The sequence below is a fragment of the Paenibacillus sp. FSL W7-1332 genome (genome assembly GCF_037969785.1).
In the GTDB taxonomy this organism is placed as follows: domain Bacteria; phylum Bacillota; class Bacilli; order Paenibacillales; family Paenibacillaceae; genus Paenibacillus_AQ.
In genome coordinates, this window is sequence record NZ_CP150209.1 from 500,973 (window position 1) to 515,586 (window position 14,614).

At 47.6% G+C, this 14,614-nt stretch carries 11 protein-coding genes and 1 pseudogene; 9 read left to right on the forward strand and 3 right to left on the reverse strand.

Going from position 1 to position 14,614, the window contains the following annotated elements; translation table 11 throughout:
* Nucleotides 1-15: 15 nt before the first annotated feature.
* Entirely contained in the window at nucleotides 16-354 is a 339-nt protein-coding gene (locus MKX98_RS02115) for a helix-turn-helix domain-containing protein (protein ID WP_216532872.1), read from the forward strand.
* Nucleotides 355-728: 374 nt separating this feature from the next.
* Nucleotides 729-2,747: an EAL domain-containing protein gene (locus MKX98_RS02120; RefSeq protein ID WP_339221159.1), complete on the forward strand. Its 2,019-nt coding sequence runs from the start codon at nucleotides 729-731 to the stop codon at nucleotides 2,745-2,747.
* 102 nt (nucleotides 2,748-2,849) lie between these two features.
* On the opposite strand, the pseudogene MKX98_RS02125 reads toward MKX98_RS02120, so the two are convergent.
* A pseudogene (locus MKX98_RS02125) lies at nucleotides 2,850-3,128 on the reverse strand (spore photoproduct lyase family protein); the annotation flags it as partial.
* A 178-nt stretch (nucleotides 3,129-3,306) separates the two neighbouring features.
* Here MKX98_RS02125 and MKX98_RS02130 point away from each other — a divergent pair.
* The 6 genes from MKX98_RS02130 (at nucleotide 3,307) to MKX98_RS02155 (ending at nucleotide 10,858) form a co-directional block, all read left to right on the forward strand.
* Complete coding sequence (locus MKX98_RS02130; protein WP_194540549.1) at nucleotides 3,307-4,059, forward strand: response regulator; 753 nt, start codon at nucleotides 3,307-3,309, stop codon at nucleotides 4,057-4,059.
* Entirely contained in the window at nucleotides 4,028-5,677 is a 1,650-nt protein-coding gene (locus MKX98_RS02135; RefSeq protein WP_194540550.1) for a histidine kinase, read from the forward strand. Before MKX98_RS02130 ends, MKX98_RS02135 begins: the two co-directional genes overlap by 32 nt.
* A 205-nt stretch (nucleotides 5,678-5,882) precedes the next feature.
* A complete protein-coding gene (locus MKX98_RS02140) occupies nucleotides 5,883-7,520 on the forward strand; it encodes an extracellular solute-binding protein (protein ID WP_216532867.1) in 1,638 nt (545 codons plus the stop codon).
* 186 nt (nucleotides 7,521-7,706) lie between these two features.
* Entirely contained in the window at nucleotides 7,707-8,576 is an 870-nt protein-coding gene (locus tag MKX98_RS02145; RefSeq protein ID WP_339224288.1) for an ABC transporter permease subunit, read from the forward strand.
* Nucleotides 8,577-8,586: 10 nt separating this feature from the next.
* Nucleotides 8,587-9,474, forward strand: a complete 888-nt coding sequence (locus MKX98_RS02150) for a carbohydrate ABC transporter permease (RefSeq protein WP_339221163.1) — start codon at nucleotides 8,587-8,589, stop codon at nucleotides 9,472-9,474.
* Between the two features lie 220 nt (nucleotides 9,475-9,694).
* Nucleotides 9,695-10,858 carry a GntR family transcriptional regulator gene (locus MKX98_RS02155; protein ID WP_339221165.1) on the forward strand — a complete coding sequence of 388 codons (1,164 nt, stop codon included), beginning with the start codon at nucleotides 9,695-9,697 and terminating at the stop codon, nucleotides 10,856-10,858.
* Nucleotides 10,859-11,063: 205 nt separating this feature from the next.
* On the opposite strand, the gene MKX98_RS02160 is transcribed toward MKX98_RS02155, so the two are convergent.
* Nucleotides 11,064-12,548: a glycosyltransferase family 2 protein gene (locus MKX98_RS02160; RefSeq protein WP_339221167.1), complete on the reverse strand. Its 1,485-nt coding sequence runs from the start codon at nucleotides 12,546-12,548 to the stop codon at nucleotides 11,064-11,066.
* Nucleotides 12,464-13,819 (reverse strand): sodium-dependent transporter, encoded by a 1,356-nt coding sequence (locus MKX98_RS02165; RefSeq protein ID WP_339221169.1) that lies wholly within the window; start codon nucleotides 13,817-13,819, stop codon nucleotides 12,464-12,466. Before MKX98_RS02165 ends, MKX98_RS02160 begins: the two co-directional genes overlap by 85 nt.
* A 330-nt stretch (nucleotides 13,820-14,149) precedes the next feature.
* Between MKX98_RS02165 and MKX98_RS02170 the strand changes: the two genes are divergently transcribed.
* Nucleotides 14,150-14,377 carry a DUF896 domain-containing protein gene (locus MKX98_RS02170; RefSeq protein WP_220686829.1) on the forward strand — a complete coding sequence of 76 codons (228 nt, stop codon included), beginning with the start codon at nucleotides 14,150-14,152 and terminating at the stop codon, nucleotides 14,375-14,377.
* Nucleotides 14,378-14,614 lie beyond the last annotated feature (237 nt).

The following is a 14,614-nucleotide window of genomic DNA, read 5'->3' on the forward strand; positions in this document are numbered from 1 at the left end:
AGGAGAGAAGTTCTTATGAATGGGGAGCGACAATACAATATTCCGTCTGAGGCGACCATGGACGTCATCGGCGGCAAGTGGAAGGTCATTGTGCTGTGTCACTTAAGTTATGGCCCCAAGCGAACGAGTGAAATTAAGAAGCAGATGCCGGATATTACGCAGAAAATGTTAACCCAGACGCTGCGGGAGCTGGAGGAGGACGGGATTATCACGCGAACGGTCTTTAATCAAGTGCCGCCTAAGGTCGTGTACGAGCTGAGTGAAATGGGCGTTTCGCTGCAACCGATCCTTGATCAAATCTGTGAATGGGGCGAGATGTACTTGAATGGGAAAGCGAAGGTAGTCACACCTTGAGGACAGACAAAATATAAGCTGCTGACCTAATAAAGGACCCGCAGCTTTTTTTATTTTCCAAATAGAGTGTTGTCGCTCATCATTTCTCATAGGGCAGAGGATAAGTCGAGATACCCGCAGAATAATTTAGTTCTTTAGACTCATCTCGATTCGGGAGCGTTCGAACATTTCTCTGTTTGTCGAGAAATTGAATAGTTACTAAAGATATAATATGGATATGGTGCAGGGCTGGGAAGCCGCGGAAATAAACATTGCTTTTTTCTGATATGCACCGGGGCGAGTCACCGTGAATTAATAGAAACGTTATCCGCTAGGAAACGTATGATCTTCATAGGGCTTAAGAATTACTCACAAAAGGGGTGTGTGCAGCTCAGATGGACGGCAATTATAACTATTATATTGTTGGGCTCTCAATTGCGATTGCTATACTTGCTTCATACTCGGCTTTAAATATTACGTCGAAAATTTCAGATGCGAACGGTAAATCCAAGTTTTTTTGGCTTTTCGGCGGGGCCATGGTCATGGGAAGCGGCATTTGGTCCATGCATTTTGTCGGCATGCTGGCGATGCACATGAATATGAATGTGAGATACGATGTCTTTCTGACCATCATGTCGATGCTCGTCAGCGTGGTTTCCTCCTTCATCGCGTTTTATATTACAATGCCCAGAAATATTAACTGGTTCAAAATCGCCATTGGCGGCTTCATTCTGGGAAGCGGCATCGTTGCCATGCATTACATGGGAATGGAGGCCATGGTCATACATGCCGAAATTAGTTATGATCCCGGCATTTGGGTACTGTCCGCCATCATTGCATTGGTAGCCTCCTATGCGGCTTTATTATTGTTTCTCCGTTTTCGGAATCATCCCAAATCCAGCTTTCTCAAGTGGGGTTCGGCGGTTGTCATGGGCTTCGCCGTATGCGGAATGCATTATACAGGAATGAAAGCTGCACGGTTTGAGGCTCATGCCGGTATGCTTACGCAGCAGCCGCAGTCTGTCGATTTTCTGCTTCTGTATGGTGTAACGGTCGCGATTTTTGCCATCCTGCTGATCTCCTGGGGGGCGATGTTCTTTGATCGGCATGTGCTGGAAAAGCTGGCCTATCAGGATACGATCACGGGATTGCCTAATCGCAATGAAATGAACCGATTCTTCGAGACGAATTCCGAGACAGAGCAGATTACGATCCTGTTTCTGGATTTGGACCAATTTAAGGCGATCAACGATACGCTGGGTCACAATGTTGGGGATTTGCTGGTCCAGGAAGTAGGTAAGCGACTGCGTCAATTCATTGGAAACGGCCAGCAGGTATTCCGGATCGGCGGGGACGAATTTCTGATTATTCTGAAGCAAAGCGACCCGGTATACGCCCAGCATTTAGCTGATGATATACTCCAACGAATAAAAAACGTGTACTATATCGACGGTAACGAGTTGTATGTGACGGCAAGTATCGGAATCAGCATCGGCTCCGTCCATAGCTCTGACCGTACGACGCTGCTCAAGAATGCGGATACCGCCATGTATAAAGCGAAGGGACTCGGCAAGAATCAGCAGTGCCTCTATGACGAGGAGATGGGTCTTCAAGAGGTTCGCAAAATGGAATTGGAGAAGGACCTGCAACGAGCGCTTGAACTGAAGGAGTTCTTCATTGTGTATCAGCCCAAATGGAATGTGCAAAGTGATCGCTTGGTCGGATTCGAAGCGCTGCTCCGCTGGAAACACCCCCGCTTGGGCGTGATATCCCCGCTTGAATTCATTCCGATTGCCGAAGAGACGGGGCTCATTATACCGATGACCCGATGGACGCTTGAGGAAGCGTGCAAACAGTGCAGAATTTGGCAGGAGAGAGGGATTGTCCAGCCGGTCTCGGTGAATTTATCGGTTCGTTTATTCCATGGCGACAATCTGCTGGAGCTTATTCAAAACGTGCTGGATAAGGCGAATCTGGAACCTCGCTTATTAGAGCTTGAGATAGCGGAGTCCATGGTGCTGCACGATGTCAATGATATTATCCGCCAGCTTGGGAATATCAGGTCCTTGGGGGTTAAGGTCTCCATGGATGATTTCGGAACCGGCTATTCCTCGATTGGGCTCCTGGACCGGATTCCAATTGATGCTTTAAAGCTGGACAGACAGTTTACCAATGATTTGGACACGCCCAGCAAGCGTGCCATCGTTAACGCCATCGTTCTTATGGCGGAGAATTTGAATCTGGATGTCATTGCGGAAGGTGTAGAGAACAAGGAGCATATCGACTTTTTGACCGGACTTGGCTGCCATGTCATGCAAGGTTATTATTACGGAAAGCCGATGGATATCAATGAGATTAAGGTTTGGATGTACGAGCAAGATCACAAGAACGAAGAGATTGTGACCCTGCGATGAAAAATAGATACAGATCATACGAATAACGGGCACCGTGAGGTGTCCGTTATGTTGTTGAAGGAACATTATAAACCCTGCTTCGGGTCCCTCAAGTTTCTGCCATTAAACAAAATAGGCAATTTTCGCAAAAGGAAAATATTCCCTGATCCCCTTCTCGAACAACTGCTGAAACTCCTCGACGGTTTCGGCCTTATAGACATATTTGAACTTCCCGTAGCTCCCCCATTTTAACTGCCGATCTTCCTCGTCCATATTCAGTTTGGTTTTGGAGTAACGTTTTAAAATCATGTTTTTGGCCGTTTTGGTAAAGCGGTGCTGAATGAGCTCGAACGTCAGATCCTTGACCTCCACATGGCTCAATCGCGCATGAAGCTTCTCTAATCGGCAATCATGCATTGTCGAAGTAAGCAAAAGGCTTGACGGCTGCGCAGTCTTACACATGAATTTGAAAGCCCTTTCTTAAAACTGTGATATACTACGACAAAACAGGTATACCATTATAACAACCTATATTTCCCTATATCAGCCCCATACTTTCACAAGCAAAGGAGATTGTCTGATGTTTAATGTTCTTATTGTTGACGATGAGTCCATTCAAAGAGAAGGCATTAAGGATTTGATCTTTCAGTACCGCTTCCCCTTTCAGGTATTGGAAGCCGAGAACGGAATGAGTGCGAAGCGAATTCTGCTGCAAAACGCGATTGACATCCTGATCACCGACGTCAGAATGCCACTTATGGACGGACTGGAACTGAGCAAGCAAGCCCGAAAGACCCAGCAGGATTTAAAAATTGTCATCTGCAGCGGGTATGACGAATTTGAGTATGCCCGCAGCGCTATCCGATTGGGCGTGGTAAATTACTTGCTCAAACCGCTTGTCAGGGAAGAGTTTCTGCAGGTGATGGAGGATATTACACAGATCAGTCCTTATGGCGGGGAGCTTGAACAGGTTACGATCGAATCGAAGGTCATCCGTCAGGTTAAAGACTATGTGAAGGATCATCACCAGCGGGATATTTCGTTGTCGGATGCCGCCGAGGATGTGTACCTGTCTCCGGGGTATTTGAGCATTTTATTTAAAAAAGAAACCGGGGAGAACTTCTCGAAGTATTTGACCGACTACCGCCTGCGGAGGGCAAGCTATCTACTGAAACACTCAAATATGAAAGTCAATGATATTGCAGGAGCGGTGGGTATCGACAACCACTCTTATTTTGCCAAGCTGTTCAAGAGCAAGTTCGGCGTAAGTCCCTTACAATACAGAGAGTGCGGGGTGCTCCATGATCGGATGGATAAAGAGCAAGTTCAATGATATCCGGTTCCGCAACAAGCTGCTGTTGTCCCATCTCATCATTGCACTCATTCCGATTCTATTGCTTGGACTGCTCTCCTTTATCCAGTCCTATCGCATTCAGATGAAGGAATTACGGAGCGAAGCGGAAGCCAGCCTGGAACAGGTGGCCAACATAATGGATTATAAGATCAACCGGTACAATACGCTGAGCGAGTTCATGGTACTGAACCGGGAGTTATCGCAAATTTTCATTAAGGACTATGAAGAGAACTATTTTAACATGTACCTGGATTTCCGGGACATTCTGGAGCCGTTGATCTCGAACATTCGGCTAATGGATGATGATATTGAAGCCATTACCTTTTATACATCCGGAGAACTGCTCGGGATTCGCGATAATATTTTGCCCATCGGGGAACTCAAGAGCAAGTCTTGGTACGATGGATTTCGCGGAAGGCGCTGGATTGTGGACGGGGAGAAGCTGTATCTCGTCCAAGAATTGATCAGCAATCCCAAGGACAGCAATTTCATGGTGATTTCCATTCAGCATGACAGCATCTTTGCTGATATGGACAAACTGTCGGAGCATGTAGCGGTTCATATCGAGGATGCTGAGCAGCGTGTGATTTTCAAGGAAAGGAAGGAGTCCGATGCTTCAGCCGATTTGGAGAGTGGGGAGACGGGCGGTCTGAACCTAAGCCGGTCGCTCGCCAATAATGGATGGACGATTCACTATAATCTGCTGAATACGAATGCATATGCAAATGCGCTGGGTATTTTTCAAATTACGTTGTTTGTCATGATCCTCAGCTTGATCATTACATTTCTGCTCATTTATGTGATCTCCAACAACTTTACGCGTCGAATTATCCATATCAAGAACAAGGTAGACAAGGTGGAGCAGAATAACCTCGAGGTGATTATCCAGAGCTCATCTCGGGACGAGTTCGGCGAGTTGACCAATGGCATCGGCAAAATGCTGAAACGGATTAACAGTCTAATCTCCCAGGTGTATCAAGCGGAAATCGCCAAGAGGGAAAGCGAATATAACAAGCTGATTAATCAGATTAATCCGCACTTCCTATACAACACCCTCTCCTTTATCCGATGGAGGGCCGAGAAGAAAGCGGATATCGAAACGAGTTATATGGTATCGGCATTGGCCCGGTTCTATAGAACGACGCTGAATCAGGGGAGGCATATGGCTACGATCAAGGATGAGGTGCAGCACATCAAGGCTTATCTGGATTTGCAGCTTATCATGAACGATGGCCGATTTGACGTGGATTACCAGATCGATGAGGAAGTATTAGATACCGAGATCATTCATTTTATTCTGCAGCCGATCGTGGAGAATGCCATCAAGCACGGTTTTGTGGAGGCTGGAGGGGCAGATTACCACATTCATATTGGGGTTAGCCGGGTCGAAGGGGGCATGAAACTTATCGTCAGCGATAACGGGGTGGGCATGACTCCCGCGCAGGCGGCGAGGCTGCTGGCCGGAGAGAGCGGCGGCTGCGGCGTTCGGAACGTGAACGACCGGATCAAGCTGTATTACGGACTGGATTACGGACTCGATATTCATAGCGAACCAGGCAGCGGAACGGAAGTATCCATGGTTATTCCGGCCTCCTGAACAGCGAGCGTTATTCCCATCCATTATCCATCGTGTTGTTAATGAAAGCGGTGTGCTGAAGCAGCCGCTTTTTCTGGGTTTGAAGTTGAGAACAAGGAAGGTCATGAAAAAAGTGATACATATCCAAAAAATGTTGCATATACGCCAATTATGAAACCGCATACAATTTGGTTATCAACCAAAACGAGAAAAAGGGGATGACAGGATGAACAAGCGTAAAAAGATGGCTTCGCTGCTGCTCGGGTGCATGATGCTGACTGTATTCAGCGGCTGCGGCGGGAGCGCGGGGGACAGCGCACAGCCGCAAATTTCAGAACAGGACTATGAGCCTTACGGGAAATACGAAACGCCGGTGGAATTTACGATCGGCCGGAATACCAATCATGTGAACAACCTGCCTCCCGGCGATACGATAGAGGACAATTTGGCTACCCGCTATGTGGAAGACCGGGTGAACGTAAAAGCTAAGGTGGCTTGGGAGACGGACGATATGGATCAGAAGCTGTCGCTGTCGATGACAACGGGCGATCTGCCGGATGTTATGCTGGTCAGCCGCGATATCTTCAACCAGCTGGTGGATAACGACCTGATTGCCGATATGACGGAGGTGTACGAGAAGACCGCATCCGACGGCGTCAAGAATATCTACGCTTCTTATGGCGACTTGCTGCTGGACCAAGTCAAGGTGGACGGTAAGATCATGGGCCTTCCGATGACGAATATCGGAAACCAGCACCAGCTGCTGTGGGTACGGAAGGACTGGGTGGATAAAGTCGGCGCACAGATGCCGGAATCTGTTGAGGATGTATGGAATCTCGCCAGAACGTTCGTAGAGAAGGACGCCTCGGGAACAGGCAAAACGGTTGGGATGGTGATGGATTCCAATGCCATGAACTTTACACCCGTTTTTGCTGCACGCGGTGCTTTTCCAATGAACTGGATCGAGAAGGATGGCCAGGTTGTGTATGGATCGGTTCAGCCTGAGATGAAGCAAGCGTTGGCGGAGCTGAGCGCCATGTACAAAGAAGGTCTGATTGATAAACAGTTCGCCGTCCGAACGAATGAAGAGAAGGAAGCGCTTGTGATCAACGGGCAGGTAGGGATACTGTTTAACCCATGGTGGATCGGCTACACCAACTACAAGGATTCCATCAAGCAGGATCCCGATGCTGTCTGGGTTGCTGTATCGGCACCCGTGGATGAGAACGGCAAGTTCAAGACCATCCGTCAGGATCCTGTGGGCGGCGGTATCGTCGTAGTCAAGAAGGATTTCGCCCATCCCGAAGCGATCATGAAATCGGTCAATTTAACTACGGATTTCCTGTACTCCTTAACCGATGATGCGGTCAATTATAAGAAAGAGCACCCCGATGAGATGCTGACAGACGCAAGCCGCTGGAATAATGATCCGACACAAATTCCGATGCAAGTGGATTATGACGATGTGTTGAAACGTTATTACGAGGATCTTATGAAGGCGGATGAATCCGGTGATGCTTCCTCCGTGCAGGAAGATCGGGTGGTGTCCTTCAAGGCGTATCAGGAATTCAAGGAAAAAGGAAATGCCATTGACGTGAACACATACGGCGAATACCTCTCCCGCATTGAAGGCCAGCGCGAAGCGAACAATCCGAATCTGGAAGTGATTCCTGCCGGCTTCTATGGAACCACCGAGACGATGAAGCTGAAGTGGGCCAACCTCCAAAAGCTCGAAGAGGAGACCATATTGAAAATTATTATGGGACAAGCTCCCGTCGATGAATTCGATAAGTTCGTGGACACATGGAAGCGTACCGGAGGCGATGAGATTACGGAAGAGGTCAACGAGATGAGCAGCAGATAAAGATAGCATGGGCCTTGGCGCGGAGGGCTATGGTGGTCAGCCGCGCGGGCTTTTTTATTCGATAAGGCTTGTCCTGACAGGGACATGATGGAGGTGAAGCGGACGATGGCGCAAGTGAAAACAACCGTCAATCAAGAGCCGGAAGTACGATACCGGAGGAAAAAGAAACGTAAAACCTTTGACGAAATGACCTATCATGCGATGCTGCTGCCTGGCATGGCCATGCTGTTCATTTTCTCGATTGTGCCGATGTTCGGGGTGGTCATGGCTTTTCAGAAGTTCATCCCCGCGAAAGGAATACTCGGTTCCGCATGGGCAGGTCTCGACAATTTCACGTATATGTTTCAATTGCCGGATGCCAAGCAGATCTTCGTCAATACGCTGGTCATCGCGGTCGGGAAAATTGTTCTCGGATTGATTGTGCCGATCGTATTCGCCCTGCTGCTGAATGAGGTGCGTCTGAAGCTCTTCAAAAGCACGATTCAAACCATTGTGTATTTGCCGCATTTTATGTCATGGGTGGTCCTGGGCACGATGCTGACCATGATCTTTTCCTTTGACGGCATGATTAACAATTTCCTTGAGTTTCTGGGGCTGGAGCGGATCATGTTTCTGGCAAGCAACGACTGGTTCAGGCCGCTGCTCATCGTGACGGATACCTGGAAGGAATTCGGTTACGGGACGATTGTGTACTTGGCTGCATTGACGGCGATTAATCCGGCTTTGTATGAATCCGCCGCAATGGACGGCGCAAGCCGCTGGAAGCAGACCCTGAATATCACGCTGCCGGGCATGTTTCCGACGATCATCCTGCTAGGCACGCTGAGTCTCGGCAATGTGCTCAATGCGGGATTTGACCAGGTGTTCAACCTGTATAATCCGCTGGTCTACGAGACGGGCGATATTATCGATACGTTTGTGTACCGCATGGGTCTGATCAATATGCAGTATTCGTTCGCAACGGCAATTGGACTGATGAAGTCGGTCATCAGCTTTGTTCTGATCGTTATATCCTACAGGCTGGCCTCAAGGTATGCGGGGTACAAGATTTTCTAGGAGGGTTAGCATGATTCAATCCAAAACGCTGGGCTCAAGGCTGTCCCGCCTTATGATTATGCTCGCGCTCGTTCTAATTACATTTGTGTCGCTGGCTCCCATCGTCAATACGATTATGGTGTCCGTCAGCAGCAGCACGGCTGTGAATGCCGGCCGGGTCTACTTTTTTCCGGTGGAGCTGAACTTCTCATCCTACGGACAGATACTGAATGACACGAAGTTTTGGAAGGCGTTCCTCATATCCGTGGAACGGGTGCTGCTTGGGGGAGCGATCAACATGATCTTAACCATCCTTATGGCTTACCCATTGTCACGGAGCGTCACGCAGTTCCGATCGAGAAACACATACATGTGGATTATCGTGTTTACGATGCTCTTCAGTGGAGGGATCGTCCCCTGGTATATGGTGATCAGCAAGCTGGGGTTGATCAACAGCATCTGGGCGTTGGTTCTTCCAGGTGCGGTTCCAGTCTTCAACGTGATTCTCCTGATGAACTTCTTCAAGGGAATTCCGAAGGAGCTGGAGGAGGCCGCATTCATTGACGGTGCCGGTCCGCTGAAAATCCTGCTCAAAATCTTCATCCCGATCTCCATGCCCAGTCTGGCGACCATTACGCTATTTGTCATCGTCGGTCACTGGAACAATTTCTTTGACGGGATCATCCTGATCAATGACAGCGAGAAAATACCGCTTCAGACCTATCTGCAGCAGCTCAGCCTGACGCGCGACCAGATGCAAAATCTCTCGGTCGAACAGCTTCAGCAGTTCAATAAAATCTCCAACACGACCCTAAATTCCGCCAAAATTCTGGTCTCCATGATTCCAATTCTGCTCATCTATCCATTTTTGCAGCGTTATTTAATCCACGGAATCGTCCTGGGGGCCGTGAAGGAATAGTTCAATACACGGAGTAGGTAGTCGACAGGGAACAGCGCTATTGCATGAATCTTTCGGAGCGTAAGATCATGCGGCGCTGTTTTGTCATGAATGGGACTGTTTAGGGAAGGATGATATTTTTCTAAACCGGTTATCCGCGCAACATGGACAAATTAAATATATCATGTTATATTGTTATATGAATTAGCATGTTTTGGAGTACCGTTGGAGGGATATCAATTTGAAAGACGCAGCTTCCGCAAAGCCGATGTATGAACAGATTTTTAACGAGATGAAGCGAAAGATCTCCACACATATTTTCCGCATTGGCGATAAAGTCCCTTCGGAGAAGGAACTCGCGGACGAATACGGAGTTAGTCGAATTACGAGCAAGAAGGCATTAGATATGCTGGCGGCTGAAGGCGTGATTGTGCGTAAACCGGGCAAGGGATCCTTCGTAGCTGACCCGGATGAGCCCGTGGCACAGAAGGAAACATTTTCCTCGGAGGGCGGAGTTGTCAGAGCAGCTAGCCAAGAGAAGATGATCGGTCTTGTCATTACAGACTTTTCGTCAAGCTACGGAACACGCCTTGTTTACAGCATGGAGCAGTATTCGAGAGAGAATGACTGTTTTCTGGTACTGCGCAGAACGTTTGGAGACCAGGATAACGAGGAATTATCCATTCAGAAGCTGCGCAATCTCGGCGTGAACGGTCTCATCGTTTTTCCCGCTCAGGGGGAATATTTCAATGCCGAAATATTGAAGCTGGTCATTGCCCGTTTTCCGCTTGTCCTGATTGATCGCAAGCTGAAGGGAGTCGCAGCCGCTTCCATCAGTACAGATAATCTGGGAGCAGCCGTTCAGGTAGTGGAGCATTTATTTGATTTGGGACATCGTTATATATCCCTGCTGTCTCCTCCACCTAGGGACACGACAGCGGTGGAAGAGCGGATTGAAGGGTTCGTGCAGGCTCATGCCGCTCGGGGCATCGCGTTTGATAAGGAGATCTGGATTAGTGACGTGACGGCTACTTTGCCTAATGCCTTCTACGAGAGCAATATTGAACGGGAAATCCAGCGGATCGTTCAGCACTTGCAGGATCACCCGGCAATTACTGCCTTTTTTGCGATCGAATATAACATTGCTTTGCTGGCCAAGGTCGCGGCAGAGCGCCTCGGTTTGCGGGTGCCGGAGGATTTATCCATCGTATGCTTTGACAGTCCGCAGCTGAATATCGGTGAGGGCTATTTGTTTACCCATATGCGGCAGAACGAGGAAGAAATGGGGAGGCTGGCGATTGAGACGGTACTCGGCATCATGAATCACGATGATGTAGCAGTTGAGAAGCGATTGCCTGCGGAATTGGTGGTTGGAGCATCTACCGGTCCTGTAAAGAGTCGGTGAAGGCGATATATTTGTATTATTGTCCGCTATAGATGTACAAGAACAAACCATGCGCTCGCGTAAATGTGAGCGCATGGTTTGTTGTTTTTCTTCTGAGTGGATAACTGCTTCGATATTCAAGTAGAGATCGCAGTTAATATGATATAACATTTCGTTGTTTTATATATTTACTCAAAGTGGTGTTTCTTTGCCATTCGCTTCACATTTATTTTTCTACTTCAATATCGCTCAAATGAATAGCTCTTGTATGCTTTGTAGGATTCCAATTCACGTTCTTCATCGTAATGAGTGACCAAAGGAACAGCGGGACGTAAGTTAGATTGAAGAAGTACAGGTATGCATAGCTCCGAAAGAGGCTTACTTTATTTTTCGAGTCAAGAAACTGTGCGTATCCTACGTAAATGAATTGGAATAACAAGCACATCACCCAAACTTGCCAAGGAATCAAATGATGAGCATCTAATAAGTCGGTAGCCATAGACATGAGAACAAGGAGACCAGTGGTTGCACTCAAAACAATTTTGCCAGGATTAATAAGGTACATAAAACCATCAAAAGCTTTGAAGTCCAGCTTGCTAATGAATCTCCAAATTAATTTGTGAGCGTATTTGAAGCAGACATCCCAATGCCCTCTTGCCCATCGGAGACGTTGAATGCAGGAAGATTTGAAGCTTTCCGGCTTTTCATCATACACGCGCGCAAAGTGACACCATTTAGCTGGTACCCCTTCAAGCAAACACTGCATAGTAAACTCAAGGTCTTCCGTTAAGGATCGAGCGGTCCAACCGATCGTTTTGAATAGAGTCGTGTCTACGCAGAACCCGGTTCCACCGATCGCGTTTCCTAAACCCAATCTGGACTTGGCAAGCTGCCAAGAGCGGTTCATGAAAATGTAGCTTACGGAGTAACCTATGGTCACCCAGTTGTCATCTGGATTCTTGGAATCCAGGTAACATTGTATTAATTGATCCCCGTTCAACAAGTGGTTATTCATTTCCCTTAAATAGTTCAACGAGACGAGGTTGTCGGCATCGAAGAAGGCGATACCGTCAAAATCATCGATTAACCTGTCGCCATACTGCTCAATTGCGTATTTGATTCCATATGGTTTCCCCTTTTGCTCTCCTGGCAGGTATGTATGTTCAATAACGGTAGCACCAAGTTTTCCAGCGATCTTACTTGTTTTATCCTTACATCCATCAGCAATAACGCACACTTCATAGAGCTCTTTCGGGTAGTCCATGTTATGAAGATTCTCTACAAGGTGTCCGATAACCGCTTCTTCGTTGTGTGCAGGAATCATCAGAAGAAATCTTTTCAAAGGCTTATGTTCTTTCAGTTTCTTGGGTTTTCCAAAGCCAAAGAGACTGATCAGCATCCAATATGCCCAGAAGAACAGTAGGAGGTATTGAATAAAGGTTAATCCAACACCAAATGCATACTCAAAATTCATTACTAGCCCCACCCTTTTTACAATTTCCTTGCTGGATTGATATCGATAGAATAATCGATTGTAGTACAGAAGATGAATATGAATGGGCAAGGATATAGAAAAAGGCAACCCCATTCGCCCCCATGTGGCGATGAGATTGCCTTGGCTGCCAATTAATCGAACTTGATCAAGCCCGTGGTATGGAGCAGTACCAGTAATACGAGTACCGGCGCGATATAACGGAGCATGAACAGCCATACCCGGAACCAGCCGGCTTTAAGGCCGGCGGCATCTGCCGCTCTCTTCCAGAAGTACCCTGCAAAGATAGTGGTGATTAGCCCCCCGAGCGGAAGCAGAATGTTCGATGTGACGAAATCCAGCCAGTCAAAGAAGTTTTTGCCGCCGATATCGGTAAGCCCGGGTACGATGCCGAATGACAACGCGGAGGGTAGACCGACCAGCATAACCAGCGCGCAGATGACCAATACGGCTTTGGTACGTCCCCAATTCCAGCGGTCCATGACATAAGAGGTTGGGACCTCCATCAATGAGACGGAAGAGGTTAAGGCGGCGATGGCTAGAAGTATGAAGAACAATCCCCCGAAAAAAGAACCCAGCGGCATGGCCGAGAAGGCAGCCGGCAAGGCAATGAAGACAAGAGAAGGGCCGGCATTGGGCTCGATCCCGAAGGAAGCAGTTGTCGGGAATATAATAAGCCCGGCAATAAACGCATAAATCAGGTCGCCCGCGCCGATGGCGAGGGTTGCCGGACCTAGCGATTGCCGCTTATCCACATAAGCGCCGTAGGTCAACAGAATCCCCATCCCCAGCGAGAGGGAGAAGAAGGCGTGTCCCAACGCGACCAGCGCCGCTTCCGGGCTCAGCTTCGAGAAATCAGGATTTAAGAAGAAGGATACGCCTTCGCCGGCTCCAGGCAAGGTTACCGCGCGGATCATTAATACGATCAACAGAATGATCAGGCCCGGGATCAGAACCTTGTTGAATTTTTCGATTCCTCCGGAGATGCCTTTAGCTACCACCCATCCTGAGATCGCAATAGCGACGATTTGCCATATAATCGGCATGTAACCTTCCGTAAACGCAGTAAATTGGCCACCGAAATCGGTGTTGTTGTACAGATTGCCGCTAAATGACATGACCGCATAATGAAGCGTCCAGCCTGCTACAATGACATAGAAGGTCAGAATGAGAAATGGTGCAATAACCTGGAGCAATCCCAGGTGCCCGAAGGCTTTCGGTCCGCCCGCTTTGACAAAGGAAGTTGCGGCACTCCCGCGGCCAGCTCGTCCAATGGCGAGTTCTGCCAGCAGGACAGGCAAACCGATCACGATGAGGCAGACGATAAAGAGCAGGAAGAATGCTGCACCGCCATGTTCTCCCGTAATGTAAGGGAACTTCCACATGTTTCCGAGGCCGACAGAGCTCCCGATCGCGGCCAGAATAAATCCAGCAGAGGAAAACCGATCATTTTTTCCTGTTGAAGCTGGGTTGTTGAGCTGAGATTTCATAGATGTTCCCCCAGTTGATTAAAGTTAAGTTCCTCTATTATATTTCATGTTCTGTCAGAAAGGGATAAGTAATTTTTCCTAAGGAATCAGAACCCGTATTTTTATTATGCTGCGAACGCAAAGTTTTCAATACTAACATTAACCACGATTTGTAAATAAATAAACCTTAAACACCAAGTTTAAGGAAGTGAAGAGACTTTGGGTAGGGAAAAAATCACAAATGCGCCTGTTGATCATGAAAGCTGGCAGGGGTTGACAAATATCTTTGTTTATTATATCTTTATATTAAGATAATTGATAAATCAAAATCATATGGAAAAGAGGGATATCATGATTCAAAGCTTAACCCGGATTAATGAATTGGCTAAAAAACAGCGGGAGGGCACACTCACTGCTGCGGAAAAAGCCGAACAGCAAGTTTTGCGCACGGACTATCTGCGTGAAATTCGCGGACAGGTGCTAAGCACCTTCTCGGGATTAAGCATCGTGGATCCCGCCGGAAATGACGTGACACCTGAGAAACTTCGTAATGAGCAGAAGAAGCTGAGAGAAAACTAAGTAAGACATCGAAGTTTTGAAGAATGTAGACACAGAGATTGATTTTAGGATTAACTATGGGGTGCGCACTCCAGCATGCCACGAGAATTTCACGTATCAAACATAACTAACCAATTGTCTCCCGTGAGTTCACTGAACTTGCGGGAGTTTTTTATTACTTCGTTATAATACATACATCATTTGTAACCTTTTGGAAGTCCTGACTATCTAATTATTGAATCCAACAATCATAAAATG

Excerpts from the sequence above, each read along its gene's own strand:
- MKX98_RS02115 (WP_216532872.1), top strand. The coding sequence starts at position 16 with ATGAATGGGGAGCGACAATACAATATTCCGTCTGAGGCGACCATGGAC.
- MKX98_RS02165 (WP_339221169.1), bottom strand. The coding sequence starts at position 13,819 with ATGAAATCTCAGCTCAACAACCCAGCTTCAACAGGAAAAAATGATCGG.
- MKX98_RS02140 (WP_216532867.1), top strand. The coding sequence starts at position 5,883 with ATGAACAAGCGTAAAAAGATGGCTTCGCTGCTGCTCGGGTGCATGATG.
- MKX98_RS02130 (WP_194540549.1), top strand. The coding sequence starts at position 3,307 with ATGTTTAATGTTCTTATTGTTGACGATGAGTCCATTCAAAGAGAAGGC.
- MKX98_RS02135 (WP_194540550.1), top strand. The coding sequence starts at position 4,028 with ATGATCGGATGGATAAAGAGCAAGTTCAATGATATCCGGTTCCGCAAC.
- MKX98_RS02145 (WP_339224288.1), top strand. The coding sequence starts at position 7,707 with ATGACCTATCATGCGATGCTGCTGCCTGGCATGGCCATGCTGTTCATT.
- MKX98_RS02120 (WP_339221159.1), top strand. The coding sequence starts at position 729 with ATGGACGGCAATTATAACTATTATATTGTTGGGCTCTCAATTGCGATT.
- MKX98_RS02160 (WP_339221167.1), bottom strand. The coding sequence starts at position 12,548 with ATGGCTGTTCATGCTCCGTTATATCGCGCCGGTACTCGTATTACTGGT.
- MKX98_RS02150 (WP_339221163.1), top strand. The coding sequence starts at position 8,587 with ATGATTCAATCCAAAACGCTGGGCTCAAGGCTGTCCCGCCTTATGATT.
- MKX98_RS02170 (WP_220686829.1), top strand. The coding sequence starts at position 14,150 with ATGATTCAAAGCTTAACCCGGATTAATGAATTGGCTAAAAAACAGCGG.